At 62.9% G+C, this 15,363-nt stretch carries 20 protein-coding genes and 1 tRNA gene; 10 read left to right on the top strand and 11 right to left on the bottom strand.

Going from position 1 to position 15,363, the window contains the following annotated elements; translation table 11 throughout:
* Positions 1 to 36: 36 nt before the first annotated feature.
* The 5 genes from ACEN2S_RS18985 to ACEN2S_RS18965 form a co-directional block, all read right to left on the bottom strand.
* Positions 37 to 936, bottom strand: a complete 900-nt coding sequence (locus tag ACEN2S_RS18985; RefSeq protein WP_441869155.1) for a S49 family peptidase — start codon at positions 934 to 936, stop codon at positions 37 to 39.
* Positions 933 to 2,231: a phage portal protein gene (locus tag ACEN2S_RS18980; RefSeq protein WP_441869152.1), complete on the bottom strand. Its 1,299-nt coding sequence runs from the start codon at positions 2,229 to 2,231 to the stop codon at positions 933 to 935. The genes ACEN2S_RS18985 and ACEN2S_RS18980 overlap by 4 nt, the downstream gene beginning before the upstream one ends.
* Positions 2,228 to 3,886 (bottom strand): terminase large subunit, encoded by a 1,659-nt coding sequence (locus ACEN2S_RS18975; protein WP_441869149.1) that lies wholly within the window; start codon positions 3,884 to 3,886, stop codon positions 2,228 to 2,230. The genes ACEN2S_RS18980 and ACEN2S_RS18975 overlap by 4 nt, the downstream gene beginning before the upstream one ends.
* Positions 3,873 to 4,310: a P27 family phage terminase small subunit gene (locus tag ACEN2S_RS18970; RefSeq protein WP_441869147.1), complete on the bottom strand. Its 438-nt coding sequence runs from the start codon at positions 4,308 to 4,310 to the stop codon at positions 3,873 to 3,875. Before ACEN2S_RS18970 ends, ACEN2S_RS18975 begins: the two co-directional genes overlap by 14 nt.
* Positions 4,311 to 4,381: 71 nt before the next feature.
* Entirely contained in the window at positions 4,382 to 4,798 is a 417-nt protein-coding gene (locus ACEN2S_RS18965; RefSeq protein WP_441869144.1) for an HNH endonuclease, read from the bottom strand.
* 198 nt (positions 4,799 to 4,996) lie between these two features.
* Between ACEN2S_RS18965 and ACEN2S_RS18960 the strand changes: the two genes are divergently transcribed.
* From ACEN2S_RS18960 to ACEN2S_RS18950, 3 genes are all read left to right on the top strand, one after another.
* Positions 4,997 to 5,542: a hypothetical protein gene (locus ACEN2S_RS18960; protein WP_441869142.1), complete on the top strand. Its 546-nt coding sequence runs from the start codon at positions 4,997 to 4,999 to the stop codon at positions 5,540 to 5,542.
* Positions 5,543 to 5,808: 266 nt separating this feature from the next.
* Complete coding sequence (locus ACEN2S_RS18955) at positions 5,809 to 6,606, top strand: HipA family kinase (protein ID WP_441869139.1); 798 nt, start codon at positions 5,809 to 5,811, stop codon at positions 6,604 to 6,606.
* 8 nt (positions 6,607 to 6,614) lie between these two features.
* A complete protein-coding gene (locus tag ACEN2S_RS18950; protein ID WP_441869137.1) occupies positions 6,615 to 7,535 on the top strand; it encodes a hypothetical protein in 921 nt (306 codons plus the stop codon).
* Between the two features lie 5 nt (positions 7,536 to 7,540).
* Here the strand turns inward: ACEN2S_RS18950 and ACEN2S_RS18945 are convergent, their stop codons facing one another.
* The 4 genes from ACEN2S_RS18945 to ACEN2S_RS18930 form a co-directional block, all read right to left on the bottom strand.
* The gene (locus tag ACEN2S_RS18945; RefSeq protein ID WP_441869135.1) at positions 7,541 to 8,254 is read right to left on the bottom strand and encodes a hypothetical protein; all 714 of its coding nucleotides are present in this window, start codon (positions 8,252 to 8,254) and stop codon (positions 7,541 to 7,543) included.
* 2 nt (positions 8,255 to 8,256) lie between these two features.
* Entirely contained in the window at positions 8,257 to 8,844 is a 588-nt protein-coding gene (locus ACEN2S_RS18940) for a hypothetical protein (protein ID WP_441869132.1), read from the bottom strand.
* 170 nt (positions 8,845 to 9,014) lie between these two features.
* A complete protein-coding gene (locus ACEN2S_RS18935; protein WP_441869129.1) occupies positions 9,015 to 9,668 on the bottom strand; it encodes a hypothetical protein in 654 nt (217 codons plus the stop codon).
* Positions 9,665 to 10,096, bottom strand: coding sequence for a hypothetical protein (locus tag ACEN2S_RS18930; protein ID WP_441869126.1), 432 nt, complete (start codon positions 10,094 to 10,096; stop codon positions 9,665 to 9,667). Before ACEN2S_RS18930 ends, ACEN2S_RS18935 begins: the two co-directional genes overlap by 4 nt.
* 437 nt (positions 10,097 to 10,533) lie before the next feature.
* Between ACEN2S_RS18930 and ACEN2S_RS18925 the strand changes: the two genes are divergently transcribed.
* The 7 genes from ACEN2S_RS18925 to ACEN2S_RS18895 all read left to right on the top strand — a co-directional run bounded on the left by ACEN2S_RS18925 (position 10,534) and on the right by ACEN2S_RS18895 (position 13,922).
* Positions 10,534 to 10,866 carry a helix-turn-helix transcriptional regulator gene (locus tag ACEN2S_RS18925; RefSeq protein WP_441869123.1) on the top strand — a complete coding sequence of 111 codons (333 nt, stop codon included), beginning with the start codon at positions 10,534 to 10,536 and terminating at the stop codon, positions 10,864 to 10,866.
* A gap of 275 nt (positions 10,867 to 11,141) precedes the next feature.
* Positions 11,142 to 11,375 (top strand): hypothetical protein, encoded by a 234-nt coding sequence (locus tag ACEN2S_RS18920; protein WP_441869120.1) that lies wholly within the window; start codon positions 11,142 to 11,144, stop codon positions 11,373 to 11,375.
* A complete protein-coding gene (locus tag ACEN2S_RS18915) occupies positions 11,375 to 11,560 on the top strand; it encodes a hypothetical protein (protein ID WP_441869117.1) in 186 nt (61 codons plus the stop codon). Before ACEN2S_RS18920 ends, ACEN2S_RS18915 begins: the two co-directional genes overlap by 1 nt.
* 173 nt (positions 11,561 to 11,733) lie before the next feature.
* Positions 11,734 to 12,009, top strand: coding sequence for a DUF2312 domain-containing protein (locus ACEN2S_RS18910; protein WP_441869243.1), 276 nt, complete (start codon positions 11,734 to 11,736; stop codon positions 12,007 to 12,009).
* Entirely contained in the window at positions 12,006 to 12,674 is a 669-nt protein-coding gene (locus ACEN2S_RS18905; RefSeq protein ID WP_441869114.1) for a hypothetical protein, read from the top strand. The genes ACEN2S_RS18910 and ACEN2S_RS18905 overlap by 4 nt, the downstream gene beginning before the upstream one ends.
* Entirely contained in the window at positions 12,667 to 12,891 is a 225-nt protein-coding gene (locus ACEN2S_RS18900; RefSeq protein ID WP_441869111.1) for a DNA-binding protein, read from the top strand. The genes ACEN2S_RS18905 and ACEN2S_RS18900 overlap by 8 nt, the downstream gene beginning before the upstream one ends.
* Positions 12,870 to 13,922 (top strand): site-specific integrase, encoded by a 1,053-nt coding sequence (locus ACEN2S_RS18895; RefSeq protein WP_441869108.1) that lies wholly within the window; start codon positions 12,870 to 12,872, stop codon positions 13,920 to 13,922. The genes ACEN2S_RS18900 and ACEN2S_RS18895 overlap by 22 nt, the downstream gene beginning before the upstream one ends.
* Positions 13,923 to 13,976: 54 nt before the next feature.
* On the opposite strand, the gene ACEN2S_RS18890 is transcribed toward ACEN2S_RS18895, so the two are convergent.
* A tRNA-Arg gene (locus ACEN2S_RS18890) sits at positions 13,977 to 14,053 on the bottom strand.
* Between the two features lie 88 nt (positions 14,054 to 14,141).
* Positions 14,142 to 15,362 carry a cysteine desulfurase gene (locus ACEN2S_RS18885; RefSeq protein WP_441869105.1) on the bottom strand — a complete coding sequence of 407 codons (1,221 nt, stop codon included), beginning with the start codon at positions 15,360 to 15,362 and terminating at the stop codon, positions 14,142 to 14,144.
* Between the last annotated feature and the right edge of the window lies 1 nt (position 15,363).

Genomic DNA, 15,363 nt, shown 5'->3' with positions numbered 1-15,363 from the left:
CCCGGCAGGGTTGTCTGTCACCGCAAGCGCGGAATGTCAGAGAGAGGCCAAAGCCTGCGCCGCCGCAGCCCGGGCGGCATAGCCACCGCCCAAGCTCGCGCGGGAAGGGTTGCGGACCTGCGGCGCATGCGCAGCAAAGATCCGGTCATAACAGGCGGCGCGGGTCTCGATCCGGTCGGCAAGGCCCCGCGCCACCGCCTCCGCCGGGCCGAACACCGCGCCACCGTCGCGCGGATCCTCCGTCACGCTGAGCGCCGCCAGGAGATCCGCCACCGCGATCCCGCGCCCCGAGGCCACCGCCGCATGGAAATCGGCCTCCGCCACATCAAGACTGCGCTGCAGCTCGGCCCGGCCCGCCTCGCTGGTCGCATCCGGGCGCTTGGCCCGGGCATGGCTTGAGGCCATCTCCACCATCTGCATGCCGTTACCGCCGGGCTGCACATAAGAGCCGGTCATCAGCGCGGTGCCAATCGATCCCGCCGAGGCCCCCGGCGTCATCACCACCTCGCTCGCCTGACAGGCCAGCCAATAGGCCGCCGAAGCCGCCAGCGGGTTGATCAGCGCGGTGACGGGTTTCAGGGTGGCGAGGGTGGCAATCGCCTCCGCCGCCGCCTGAATGCCGGTGACATAGCCACCGGGGCTGTCGAGCTCCAAGACCACCGCCGCCACATCCTCCGCCGCCGCGATCTGCGCGCAGGTCTCGGCCAGCCCGTGATAGGTGGCCCAACCGAACCAATCGGCAAAGCCGCTGTTGGCCGAGAGAATGCCCCGCACCGGCACCACCGCCACACCCCGCGCAACGGCATAGCGCTCGGCCCCACCCGCCAGCGCCGCAGGATCTGACGGCACCGGCTGTGCCAGCAACGGCCCCGCAAGGCTGTCGCAAAGCGCCATCACCGCTTGCGGCTGCAGGAGGCCCGCAACTGTGCTTTTCATTGCTTTTCCTCCGGTTTTCCTTGATCCGTGCGCGTCATGTTCGGGGCCGGGTTCAGCGTGTCGCCATCCGGCACCGGGCTGCGCCCGTCGATGCCCCGCGCCTCGTTCGGCGTCATGAACGGCCCGCCCACCGCCTTGTTCAGCGCCTCATAGCGTTCCTTGGTCGTGGGGCGCAGGAGCGCGCCGAAGTCGTGGCGCAGAAAGAACCCCGCCCGCCGCTCGGCCTCCGTCAGCACCGTCAGCGCCAGCTGATCCTCAAAAAGCCCCGCCCAATGCAGCAGGCAATCGGTCAGATAATCGATGGCCTGCTGCTCGCCATTGGCCTTCACGCCATATTCCATCATCTGCAATTTGGCGGGCGGCACCCGGTAGATCGCGGCCAGCTGCTCGCGGTCAAACTTGCGGCTGGCCAAGAGTTCCTGATCCGCTGCCGAGAGATCCAGCGTTTTAATATCATCCGCAGCACCAATGATCGGAAAGCCCTCCACCTCGGGATTACGGATCGCCGCCGAGATTCGGCGGGCGTTGCGCCGGTAGGCCTCATCATCCTCGAAAGCGTCCTCGACCTTGATCACCGCGCGCGTGGTGCCGCCCGATGCCGTGCGCGCTGCAGCCTCTTGGCCCGCCAGCGCGAGGCCCACCGATTCCGAGGCGACTTCCAGCGGCGAGCGGCCGTTCCAGCCATCCTCGGCCATATAGCGCAGATGCACCATCGCCCGCCCCGGCGCGCGCCGCCGCACCCCCTCGCCATCCTCAAAATCATAGAACCGCGCCCGGCCTGCCCGCAAAACCGTGCAGCCGTCCTGGCGGATCAGATCGAGGAGTTCCAACTCGCCCGCGCCATCCCGCGGCGCATAGGCGAAGGCGTTGCCGCGCAGGGTAAAGGCATAGCCCAGGGCGAAGCGCAGCACCGAGGCTGCGACGCCGGGGGCTGCCTCGACATTCAGGAGATAGGCCGCCGGGTGATCGCGCACCCGTTCCTCCAGCCCGCCGCGCCGCTGGTAAAGCTTCAGCGGCACCTTCGCCAGATCCCCGGCGATGACATTGCAGCAGGCGTAGATCGTCGCATGCCGCTGCGCCAGCACCGCCGAGACGCGCGGCAGCCGCGCGACGGAAGGCACAGAGGCAAAGCCCGCCTCCTGCATCCAAGCGGCCGGGACCGAGGTGCCCGACGGCTCACCCGTGCTGGCCATTGGCTCGGGCACCACGCCGGAGATCACCGGCTCGATGCGCGCGGCCGGGGCCGCTGGTGCCGCAGACACCCTGCCCCCAAAGATACGACTGATCAGACTCATGCCGTTTCAAACTCCCTCTTGCGGCGCTTGCCTTCGGCGGCTTCCGCCCGCCCCAGCGCCATGATTGCCGCCACCGCCGGGTCAATCCGGCCGCGGGATTTGTATTTGTTCGGCTTGATGTTCTCCGCCGCATCCTCGTCGCGGTGGACATTGCCCACCGCCCAGGCGAGCACCGGATTGCCCGCATGCCGCAGCCGCTTTTTGGCCACCGCTTCCTCAAAGCGCTTCATCGGCGAGGACATCGAGGCATAGCCCTGACCATGTTCCACCATCGGGAACTTCCGGCGGTTCAGCTCCTTGGCCATGTATTTCATGCCCCAGCGGTCATAGGCCAATTCGCGCAGATCGAACTTGGCCCGGATCATCTCCAGCCGCTCGATGATCTGATCGTCATCGATCACCCCGCCCTTATGCACCTCGAGCCAGCCCTCATCGCGCCAGCCGACATATTCGCGCTTTTCCTTCTGCGCCCGCTGGATGAACCCTTTCGGCCCTTCCGGGATGAAGGAGTAATTCACCAGGAACAAAAGCCCGTCCTTCGGCACCGCCACCGAGATCGCGGTGAGGTCGGTGGTTTTCGAGAGGTCCAGCCCCACCCAGGCGGGCAGCCCGTAGAGCGACCGGGGATCAAACGCCCCCGCCCCCTCATCCCAGACATCGCGCGAGATCCAGCCCTGCGCCCCTTCCGTCCAGAGGTTCATGTGCAGACGCCGGAAGTTCGGCATCTTGCCGGTGATCACCGTCGCTTCCTGGTACATCTCGCCAAACCGCTTTTGCGGCACCGAGACCCCGAGGTTCGGGTTGGCCATCTTCCAGAAACGCGGATCGGCCACATCGCAATCCTGCGGCGGCTCGGCGACATAGCCAAAGAAGCTGTCATCCTTCACCGAGCCCCGCACCACCCCCTCGGAATATTCCCTGAGCTCGCCGCAGATCGAGGCCATATCGGCCCCGGCGGTGGTGATCGCCCAATCAATCGGCTGCGCCCGGGCGATCATCGAATTGACCAGAACCTCGGCCAGCTCGCGATCCGTCCAGCGGTGCACCTCATCGCGGGCCGCAAAATGCGGGTTGATCCCGTCCGAGCTGTTGCCGTCGCGGCTGAGACAGGAGATCACGCCCTCGGTTTTGGCGACCTCAATCGAGCCGCGCCAGACCTTCATCAGCGCCGAGAGCGAGGGCGAGGCGCGGATCATCCGCTTCAGCTCGCGGAACAAAAGCCCCGCCTGGTCGCGGGTGGTCGCCGCGCAATAGCCCTGCGGTGCCGCCTCGCCGTCGAACAGCGTCGAATAGAGCATCGGCACCGCCGTGTCGGTGGTCTTGCCGTTCTTCTTCGCCACCTGATGATAGGTCGCCCGGAACCGCCGCAGCCCGCCCTCCTGTTTCCAGCCAAAGACCGAGCCATGCCGGAACGCCTGCCACGGCTGCAGGCTGAGCGGTTTCCCCGCCAGCGGCCCGGTCGTGTGCTGGATCAGCTCGGCGAAGTTCAAGACCCGGCTCGCCGCCTTGCAGTCGAAGTAAAGCCCGCGGTCGCGGCCGGTTTCCAGATCCGTCAGATGCCGCAGGCAGGCCAGCCGCACCAGCTCGCCCGCGATCTCGCGCCCCTCGACCACATCCAATGCATAGCGCGAGACCGGGTGATCAATGGCCTCCATCGAGCTTCGCCAGGATCTCGTCAAAGAGATCGCCCTGGCCTCCGGTTTTCACCCGTGCCTCATCCACCGGCGACATGCCAAAAAGGCTGGAAAGCCGCTGCATATTGCTGAGCGCCGCCTGTTGCTGGGTGAAGGCGGCGCGGTGTTTCTCCTGCTCGCCGTTGCGGGTCTTCACCGAATAATAGCTGCCCATGATCGCCACATCGCCGGTGCAGCGAATGAAGGCCGCGACCGATTCACAATAGGCGGCAAAGGTATCCTCAAAATGCGGCTCGAGCCGTTTCTTGGCGACCATGATCGGCGCCAGGCGCTCCCAGACCTCGCGCCCCTCATGGCTCATCCACTCCGGCGCCTCGGGCACATGGCCCAGGGCATCGCCGCGCATCGGCACCACATTGCTGACCTTTGGCTTGGCACCTTTCATGGCTAACTCCTTTCCCAAGTGGGCTTTTTTCTCCAATTCCCCGCGCGCGAAAACAAAGGAGCGGAGGACGGTTACCCGGCGCGACCCCTCGATTTCCGGATACCCCCCGGGGGTGCGGCGGCGAAAACCTCGCGCGCCGTCTTGCGGCTGTGGCAGCTTTTGCAAAGCGCCTGCCAGTTCGCCGCATCCCACATCAGCCTTGCATCGCCCCGATGCGGCCGGATGTGATCAACGTCCTGCGCCGCCACGACAAGCCCCAGCCCCGCGCAATCGACACAGAGCGGATGCGCCATCAGGAACCTGCGCCGGGCATGCCGCCAGCGCGCCGTGGCATAGAAAGCCGCACCGGCCCGCGCCACCGCCGAGCCCTTGGCTGCCGCCTTGCGCGATCTGACCCGCGCATCCCGTTCTTCCTGATGTTCCGCACAATAGCCCGCGCCCGGCTCGGCGAGCTCATCACAGCCCGGCGCGCCGCACAGCTTCCGCATGCCAGCCCCCGGATATGACAACGCCCGCACGGTCAGGCGACCTGCGGGCGGAGTTGTGGATGATGTCAACAGAGATGCCAGCGATGGGGATAAGCGTCAAGGGGGGAAATTTTACCGTGGATTCAGGAAGGTTCAACGTTGTCGGCCCGGCCAATCATGATATTGCACACGTGCATTTTTTTGTACCAAGAGGTTTACATGCGCGTACTCGCAAAAGTTCTCACCCTTTCGATCCCGCTATTCGCACTCGCGGCCTGCGACAGTTCCGTTGCCCCGAGCTACCAAACCAGCCCGCAGAATACGGTTGCGCTGCAGCCGCTCGCCGCGCGCGGCAAACACGTCATCGTTGCCTCGGTGACGGCAGACTCCAATGTGAACCTCAACCCGACCTGCCGCCTGATGGGGCCGCTGGATATCGGCGGCGGTCAATCGACCGTTGCGGCGCTGAAGGATGCGATGACGGCAGAGCTTCTCGCCGGGGGCGTATATGCCGCCAACGGGACGCCGCTGACGATCACGCTGACCAACCTGCAAGTAAGCTCGATGGAAGGCTACTGGCTGCTCGCCGGTACCGTGCAATCGCCGAAGATGCCTGGCGGTTTCCAAGTGCAGTCGCGCTTCGACTACAAGACAAGCTTCTCCGCAGCCTCGGCCTGCCCGAATGCGGCGATTGCCTTCAACAAAGCTGCGGCGGCATTCATCAATGCCATCGTGACCAATCCGCAGTTCGCCAGCGCGATCTGACCATCTCCGGCTCGGCCCCACCAACCGGGGTCGAGCCAAACGCGCTTGATCTCACCGCCTCACGAAATGTGACCCGCGTGTCCCGCACTTCTTGATGTTCCGCGCAATATCCCGCGCCCAGTTCGGTCAGCTCTCTGCAGCCCGCTACGCCGCTCAGCTTCCGCACGTCAATGCCAACGAAGGGTTTTAGTTGCCATCTGCCAATTTCGCAGCTTAGCTGACACGTATCGAGTGATTTCAAAATTATCCTACTTTGCTGAGGTTGTATGGCCGCGATTGAAACTGCGACAGTTTTGCTGGGTGCGACAGGATTTAATGTCGGGAATGTCAACGACACCTATCGTGGACAGGTGCTCTTGAACGATAGGAAAATTCGCCAGGCGATCATCAAAGACCTTGAGTTACCCCAACTCTGCAACGAGCTTCTCGCGTTTTGCCTTGCGCGACTCGTCGGGCTACCAGTTCCAGACTGCTTTCTTGGCCTCGCCCGCCCCGAGGTGATGCCAGCAAGTAAAGCGCCATCGTTTGAGGACGGATCTCGGCTCGTTTTCGTAAGTGCGGACGTGAAGGTCCCGAATGTTACATTTCGGCTCAAGAGCTCCAACCCTGCGGGACAATTGGCACTCTTGAATGAAATAGCTGAGTGGTCCGATTTAGGACGCCTCTATGCGTTTGATGCTTGGATTGCCAATATAGATCGGCACCCAGGAAATTTTCTGTTCGGAAACCCGGGTGATACCTGGCTCATTGACCATGGTCACTGCTTCAGTGGTCCAGCGTGGCGGCCCGAAGACCTCAACCCAGCAAGCGATTTCGTAAATCGACTCTCCGAATGGATGACACCATTTCTATCCTCCGTTCAGAAGCGCGAGCGAAAGGCAGAAGCCACAGCCTTCGAGACGGCGCTACGCGGTTTCAGTGCCACAGAGCCCTCGGAATCCAGTCGCATAACACAACTTTTACCGGTAGAGTGTATCAGCGCCTTGAAGGCATTTCTGGAAGCCCGTACTGCACAAATTTCTCGGCAGACAAGCATAGCCCTCGGCATCCCGGTGTTGGTATGATTTCACTGATGGACCATAGTGAATTTCCGACAATTGATCGCGGCGTGCGAGCCCTGTGGGCGCCCGTTCTTCTTGAACCCATCGCTGGCTCCTATGAGCGCCTTGTCGTGGGCGTTGTGGCAGTAAACAGTGACGGCTTTCATCTCGAGCTGGCGAATGTCCTAAGTCGCCTGAATTGCCTCTATGGTGAGAGTGCCGCTGCTGCTGTGACTGCCGTGCAGATCGCGGGAAAGTGCCTGCAACATGACCTAGCACAGCGCTCACGCGATGCTATCCTCCAACCAGAGTCAGCAGTTTCAGGCGTAGTTATAGGCGAATGTCGTGAAGCCGAAGGTTTCAGCCTAGAACAGATGGCTTCGAGCTGGATGGCGGCTCTTTCCTCGCTTTATGACGCAACGCTTGGACAAGATGCGTTGGTATTGGCGCCAGAGCCGGACTTAATGGTTGCCTCTGAGGCCTCGAGCATAAGCGACCGCTTACCCTTTCTGGTATGTGATTATGTTCGGTCTCAACGAGAGGGTTACAGCCGATTTTTCAGCCGTGACCTGCAGGAAGGCCGTGCCCGTAGGAAGAAAGGTGCAAGCCATCAGGTCGTAATTGATTTTGCAGGGCCAAAGCTTGTGGCGAATTTTGGCACCCTTCGCGCAGGTTCACTAACTAGCTCAATCCACTTGATCAAGCGACGTCTGTGGGATCTGAAAGTCGAACGCGACAGAGAAACACAAGAAGCATTCAAGCGTTCCCACGAGATGATACTTCATCGTCCGAGCATGGACGATCCGCAAGTGACCGACCAGCAGCAGGCGAATATAAGCGAAGCATTACAAGCTCTTGAAATGCAAGCAGACCAAGAAGACCTTCGTTTGCTCACATTGAATTCAGTCCCTGCCATAGGTGAAAGACTGTTGCGGTATGACGAAGCAGCTTAAGGAGTTTACCGACCGGCCACCCGATCCAGTGCCCTGCCCAACGCCGCCCGCAACGCCTCCCGGTGCTTCCCATCCACAGCCCACCCATACCGCTCCAACACCGCACTCAGCGTCAGCCCCTCCAAACACACCGCATCCAGCAACGCCAGATCGGTGATGATCCCCCGCGACGCCACTCCCCGCGCCGAAGGCCGGATCCGCCGCACCTGCATTGCCGCGCCGGTGCCGACCCGCGCCCGCATCCGGCGGATCTCATCGCCCTCGGCCACGAAGGCATCCATGAACTCGCCACCCCTGCCCGAGCCGCCCCGTTGCGCCTCGAGGCTGGAACAACGCACCCCGCCCGCCGAATGCCGCTCGACCAGCGTGCGGTAGCGGCGCGCCACCGCCACTTGTGCGGGGGTGAACGGTGCGGGCAGGCCCTTGGCCGCCGCCTTGCGCGCCATGTCATCGAACACATCCAGCGCCGCCACCGCGTTGCGGCCCTTGTAGCCTGCGGGCTCGGCTTTCCAGCCGTTCTTGCCGCCCGGCACCATCACCACCGGGCGCAGCACTTTGCAGGCACCCCGCGCCGGGGCCACCGGGATCTCCGGGCCGCAGCTCTCCGGCGGCGTCGCCGCGGCGAGGATCTGCGCCAGCCGCGCCGCCTCTGCTGACAGGCGCGCCCTGCCCTGGCCATCCGTCGCCGGGCGCATCACCGTCGCCTCTTTCCGTGCCATCATCATGCCGCCTGCCCTTTGTCTTCTGCCCGTTTCTCTGCGCCCGCCGCCACAATGGCCCGCGCCGCCTGTTGATCTGCCAGATAATGCTCCAGCCATGCCCGATCCTCGGCCCCCGCCGCATCCCGCCCGATCCGGTCGCGGATCAGCATCACCTGCCGCGCATTCGCCGCCGCATCGGTGCGGATCTGCCGCGCATCCACCGGCATCGGCGGCCGCCCCGCCCGCGCGAGATAGCGGTAAAGCTCGACCAGATAGCCGCCCGCCTCCGCCTTCGGCCCCTCGACCGAGGCAAGCCAGGAACCGATGATCCGATGCTCGGTCAGCGGCGGTTCCTGCAAGGAGTGGGCGAAGATCATCACCACCCGCTCGCTCGGCCAGATCCCGTCGCCAGAATTGTTGATCAGAGTCTCGGCCAAGGTCTTTAGGTTCTCCGCCGTCATATAACCCAGCCTCTCACCGAGCCGCAGCGCCACCGCATCCTGATCCGCCACCGAGAACCTGGACGGACGGCGCAAACCCGCCAGCCTCAAACGCTCCACCAGCAGCGCCTTCACCCGCGCCCGGTATTCTGCCTTTGCCTCGCTCATCACCCCAGCCCTTTCTCAGCAAATCCCGGGTTATCCACAGGCACGGCACGCCGGAGTGACACGGCACGGAAGGTGTTTTTTGATTTCATTTCCTATCCTTTCCTTTAGGCCGGAACTGTTCCCGAACAGTGCTGGAACGTTCCGGAACAGTAATTACTGTTCCGGGAACACTAATTATTGAATGATTCAAACCGCTTGCGGCCAGAGCCAAACCAACCCTGCGCGCCCGCATGCGCCAAGGCCCGCTCATAGACGGCACGGGTGCGCCGGTTGCTGCGGCAGGTCTCCAGCAGCCAGTCATCCATCCGGGTGATCAGCACTTCATCGGCGATCACATCGCGGCTGCAGCCCAATTCGGTCAGCGCCTCACGCAACCGGCGCTGCCGCTGATAGACCGCCTTGTCGGCATTGCTGGCCTCCCGCAGATCGCGCTTTTCAATCGCCGCCATCGCGACCTCGAGCACCACCGGATGCATCAGCCGGATCTCGTCACCACAGCGGCAGCGCTGCCATTGGTGCAGCGGGCCGATGCTGCGGGCGCGCAGATCCTTCCAGCTTGCCAGATCGATCCGCAACAACTTGGACAGCCGCAGATCATCATCCGGCAGGGTGCCGATGGGCGTTTGCTTCTGGGCGTAATCGAACAGCGCCCGCGCTACGCCTTGCACCTCATAGCTGGCCAGCAGATGCAGATCAGACGCCAGGAATTGGTCATGCCGCCACATGGTGAAATAATGCGCGGTCAACCGGGCGCTGGCATCGATGGGATAGAGCGGCAAATCCCCCGTATCGATCAGTTGCGGTCCGGCGCGCGCGGGGATCATGCTGCGGCCTCCAGACGTGAGAGCGCCGTTTGCAGCGCCGCAATCGCTTCGGTGATCTCCTTGCAGGCCTGCGCGCGGTCCTCGGCGCGGGCCGATTGCTCGGCGGCAAGGATCGCCCCCACCGCCTCGCCCGTCTCGCGGCTGATCGCGCCCGCCTGCAGGATCATGCTGACCGGCGCCGCCACCGCGACCCCGGCCCGCCGCCGCTCGAGCATCCGGGTCACCGGGAACTCGCTGAGCGCATCTTCAATGCCGATCACGTCGCGCACGGTCCAATCGAGCGAACCCGAGACCTTGCGGCTGATCGTCCCCTTGGAACAGCCCCCGCCCCAGCGCGCGGTCAGCGTTTCCGCCACCGCGTCAAAGCAACCGAGGCGTGAGACCAACGCCGACATATGGGCGTTGAGAATAAGCACCGGGTCAGACATGTGCAGCCCCTTCAGCAACGTGGTTTTCTTGAAAGCAGGCAGCCGGCCGGGCAGTTGAAAAGTGCCAACGGGACAAACCCTGGCAGTGAATGGTGCCACTCATGCCGCATCTCGCTCGACACCGACGCCGCCGGAGGTGGGAATGAAGCTGAAAAGTTCATCCGGGCAGGCAATCCCCGCCTCGTCGCACATCGCACGGATCGCGAGGTACCATCGCGCCGGAAACCGCCCCGCAACCGAAGCATTGCTGACGGCTGGAAGGCCAACCCGAACCCGGGCCGCGATGGACCGTCGCCCAAGAACATCGCAAATAGTCTGGACTGTCATGTGCATCCCCCAAATCGAGACATGCACATGGCGTAGTACAAAAATTCTGTACCGACAAGGTACATGCCGGAGTGAGTTCAATATTTCTGTACGGGGTCTATAACTGAACTATGGATTTCGAACAGAAACAGCGGCTTGCCCACCAGAACGATATGGGCCTAGCGGCATGCGCCATCAGGCTGCGTGCTGCGCGCGCTTTCACCGGCCTGAGCCAACAGAACTTGGCAAAAGAGATCGGCACGACGAAGCAAGTGCTCAACAACGCGGAAGCAGGGCTTACCCATCCCAACCGTACCGTGATGAAGCATCTGTACCGCGCCTACCGGATAGACTTCAATTTCATGATGAATGGCGACTTTGCTCAACTTCCGGGTGACGTTCAGGAGAAGCTGTTCGCCGCGCTCGAAGCCGCAAACAATGAATGGGATCAAAGAGAAGGTTAAGGTCCAAGCCTAACTTCCTTGCAATTCTCCCAAGCCAAAACTGCATCTTCACCGACACCTCACAATCTTTTTGTTCTATATTCGTTCCTGTTACGGCAGGACGCCTGCGCGGGTCAATCACCTGCCAGTCAGATTCCTGTGGGTAAACGAAATCCGCTTCACCAGGAGAGAAGAGCCGGGGAGGCAGCGTAAGGAAGTACATATTTTTTGTACATTAGTATTTGACAGTCCATTTTTTCTGTACATTATCTCTCTCCAACAAGAGGAGAGACAACGTGCAAGAAAAATCCGTTCAAGCGCACAACACTGCCCAGATCGAACCCTTCACCCTTTACCGCGCCGCCAATGCCCGGAACTGGTACGGCACGGCACCGGAGCTGGCGCGCGAGACGGGCATCGCCCTCCACCGTGTTCGCAAAATCCTGCGGAGCCGCCGCTGGCACCTGAAACCCGATACTCTGCACGAAGAGACGGGCGAGCCGCTGCCGCTCACGCTGGAGTTCCGCTGATGCAGGATCCCGACCGCAGCGCCCGCTTTCTGAACCTGCGCACACCGCCCGAGCGCCCGAGCCTCTGGCCCACCGTCCTTCTGGTGGCGCTGATCTGCCTCGGCGGGTTGCTCTTCGCCCGCGCGGCCCTCGCCACCGCCGTCTCCCTGCGCATCACGCTCGAAGCTGGCGCGCCCCGCTATTGAACAATCCGCGCGGATCAACCGCGCCACCTGCCCCGGCGGCTGTTGACGCTCCTCCCCGGCCACCGGGGCCCTTTCTTCCTGAGGTTCAGATGCCCAAAGACGAAAAACCCGCTCTGGCGGCCCAAATCGGCGCGGCCCATGACCGCCTGCGCCAGGAACAGGGCAAGCCGCCGATGAAGGACGATCCGGACTTCCGCAAACACAACCAGACCGCTTTCGACGTGACCGCCGACGAGCTGCGCCAGTTCATCGAGCAATACGAGCATCTTGCGGCGGAAAAGCAGGACATCGCCGATCAGCAGAAAGAGGTGATGGCCGAGGCCAAGGGCCGCGGTTACAACACCAAAGTCATCAAGAAAATCATCGCCGAACGGAAGCGCGACAAGAACGACCTCGCCGAGGAAGAGGCGATCATGGATCTCTACAAAGCCTCATTGGGGATGACATGACCCCGATGCGGATCCTGATCGGCTGCGAGACCTCGGGCGTGATGCGCCGGGCCTTTGCCGCGCGCGGGCATGACGTCTGGTCCTGCGATCTGCTGGCGGCCGAGGACGGCAGCAACCGCCACATCCGGGGCGACGTGCGGGACCATCTGCACGACGGCTGGGACATGCTGGCGGTGATGCATCCACCCTGCACGCGGCTCTGCAATTCCGGGGTGCGGTGGCTGCACGTTCCGCCGCCCGGCCGCACCGCCGCCGATATGCAGGCTGAGCTGGAGGCGGGCGCTGCGCTCTTCTCGGACTGCTGGCGCGCCCCGATCCCGCGCATCGCCATTGAGAACCCGGTGATGCACCGCCACGCCCGCGCCCTGCTGCCCACCGATCTGCCAAAGCCGCAGATCGTCCAGCCGTGGTGGTTCGGCGAGCCCTACTTCAAGGCGACCGGCTTCTATCTGCGCGGCCTTGCCCCGCTGACCGCCACAAACCGCCTGTCGCCGCCCAGGAAGGCGCAGGAGCCAGACCGGCACAAAGCATGGTCCGCCATCCACCGCGCCCCGCCCGGGCCAGACCGCTGGAAATTCAGATCCCGCAGCTTCACCGGCATCGCCGAAGCCTGCGCTAACCAATGGGGCGGATGTGCCCGAGAACAGGAGGTCCGACATGGGTAAGCACGAGCCGCATTTTGCGCCCCGCCTGATGCCCGCCCCCGAGGCTGCGCATTACCTCGGCGTCAGCATGTCCAAATTGCTGACGCTTGGAATTCCGCGAAAAATGCTGGGTGCCAAACGCCTGTTTGATCGCCTCGATCTGGACACCTATGCCTCCGATCTTCCGACCGAGGCCGCAACTCCCAAAGGAAACACATGCGACGCGGTATTCGACTGACCGGAATCAAGGTCATCACAAAGAAGAATGGCCAGCGCTATATCTACCGCCGGGTTGGCACCACGCTGCACCGCCTCCCCGATCTGCCGGAGAATGACCCGCGCTTTCTTGCCGCCTATGCCGCAGCAGGTTCCGCGCCCGCAAAGCCGATCAACCGTGAGGTGGCGGGCAGCATTGCCGCACTCTGCGTGGCCTACCTGCGGTCGCCGGAATATGCGCGACTGGCACCCAGCACGCGCAATGTGTGGCGCAACACGCTGGACCGCATCCGCGAGCAGCGCGGCAAGGGAATGGTCTCGGATCTGCGGCCGGATCATATCCGCAAGGATATCAGGGCGCTGACGCCCGGCGCGGCATCGAACCGGATCAAGGCCTGGCGCTCGATTCTGAAATTCGCTGTCGAGGAAGGCTGGATCATCAGCGACCCAAGCTTCGGGATCAAAGCCCAGCGAGGCGAGGTCACGCCGCACCGGCAATGGACCGCAACCGAGATTGCAGCCTATCGCGCCCATTGGCCCACGGGTGCGCCCGAGCGCATCGCCTTCGAGGTCATTTACTGGACCGGCGCACGCTGCGTTGATGCCGTGGCGCTCGGATGGTCCCGTGTCGATGGATCGGGATGGTTGGCCTATGTTCAGGCCAAGACCAAAGGCCCCGCCACCTGCCCGGTGCGGGTTCTGCCTAATTGGGCGCGCAGCATGCGCGCGGATCACGAGCATTTCCTCGCGGCTCTGTCGCCTGAGACAGCATTTTGGATCACCACAGGCACAGGCAAGCCGCGGAGCGTAAAAGGCCTTAGCCAATGGATGAGCGCCAATGCCAAAGCCGCCGGACTCGCCGCCGATTGCACGGCCCATGGATTGCGCAAAGCCCGCGCCGCAGCCTTGGCCGAAGCCGGTGCCTCGGCGCTGCAAATCGGCGCATGGACCGGACATGCTAGCCTCTCGGAGATCGCGCATTACACGCGGCAGGCGGATCAGAAAGGAATTCTAAGTGCGGAACGATATGGGAACACGGTAAACCGTGATTGAAAATTTCCAAACCGGCCGAGCAAGCAGTTGAAAGCAATCATAATATTCTGAAAGTGGTGCACCCGACTGGATTCGAACCAGTGACCTCTGCCTTCGGAGGGCAGCGCTCTATCCAGCTGAGCTACGGGTGCGCCGGATGAGCGTTCTATAACCGCTCGCGCAGTCCCCTGCAATGGGCCGCGCACCGGCGGAGGCAATTTTCATCCCCCCGCCATGCATTTACCCAAAGAGCTCGTGGCAGAGTTCCAGCGCCGAGACCAAAGCGTCCACTTCACCCGTGGTGTTGTACATGCCAAACGAGGCGCGGGCCGACGCACTGATGCCCAGATGCTGCATCAGCGGCATCGCGCAATGCGTGCCCGCCCGCACCGCAATGCCCCGCTTGTCCAGCACGGTCGAGATGTCATGCGCATGCGCCTGTCCCGCAATCGCGAGGGAGAAAATCGCGCCTTTTCCAGCGGCTTGACCGTGAACGTTCAACCAGTTCAACCCCGCGAAACGGGCCTGCGCATAGTCACGCAGCATTGCCTCATGCGCGGCAATCTTATCCATGCCAATCGACATCAGATAGTCGAGCGCCACACCCAGACCGATCTGCTGCACGATGCCCGGCGTTCCCGCCTCAAACCGCAGCGGCGGCTCGGCATAGGTCACGACATCGCGGCTGACTTCGCGGATCATGTCGCCGCCGCCGAGGAAGGGGCGCATCTCCTGCATCCGCTCGCGCCGGATGTAGATCGCGCCCGACCCCGAGGGACCATAGAGTTTATGCCCGGTGATGGCATAGAAATCGCAGCCAATGGCGGCCACGTCCACCGGACCATGCACGGCGGCCTGGCTGCCGTCAATCAGCACCGCGACCCCTGCGGCGCGCGCAGCTTTGCAGATGGTGGTCACATCAACTTTGGTGCCCAACACGTTGGACATATGGGTGATTGCGATCAGCTTGGTCCTCGGGCCAATGGCCGCCAGAACCTTTTGCGGATCAAGACTGCCGTCATCTTCAGGCTCGATCCATTTCAGCACGACGCCCTGACGCTCGCGCAGGAAATGCCAGGGCACGATATTGGCGTGATGCTCAAGCACCGACAGGATGATCTCGTCCCCCGCCTGCAAGCGCGGCGCGGCCCAGGCGTAAGAGATCAGATTGATCCCCTCGGTCGCACCGGTGGTAAAGACAATCTCTTCCTCATCCGGCGCGTTCAGAAAGCGCGCGATGACCGCACGGGTGCTCTCATACTTCTCCGTCGCAAGGTTCGAAAGATAGTGCAAGCCACGGTGAACATTCGCATATTCATGCTCATACGCGCGGGTCATCGCGTCGATCACCACCCGCGGTTTTTGCGCCGAGGCGCCATTGTCGAGATAGACCAGCGGCTTGCCGTTCACCTCGCGCGACAGGATCGGAAAGTCGGCGCGGATCGCATCAATGTCATACATG

Source organism: Phaeovulum sp. W22_SRMD_FR3 (assembly GCF_052113705.1).
Classification (GTDB): domain Bacteria; phylum Pseudomonadota; class Alphaproteobacteria; order Rhodobacterales; family Rhodobacteraceae; genus JBGQOG01.
This window is presented reverse-complemented; position numbering and strand designations above follow the sequence as displayed.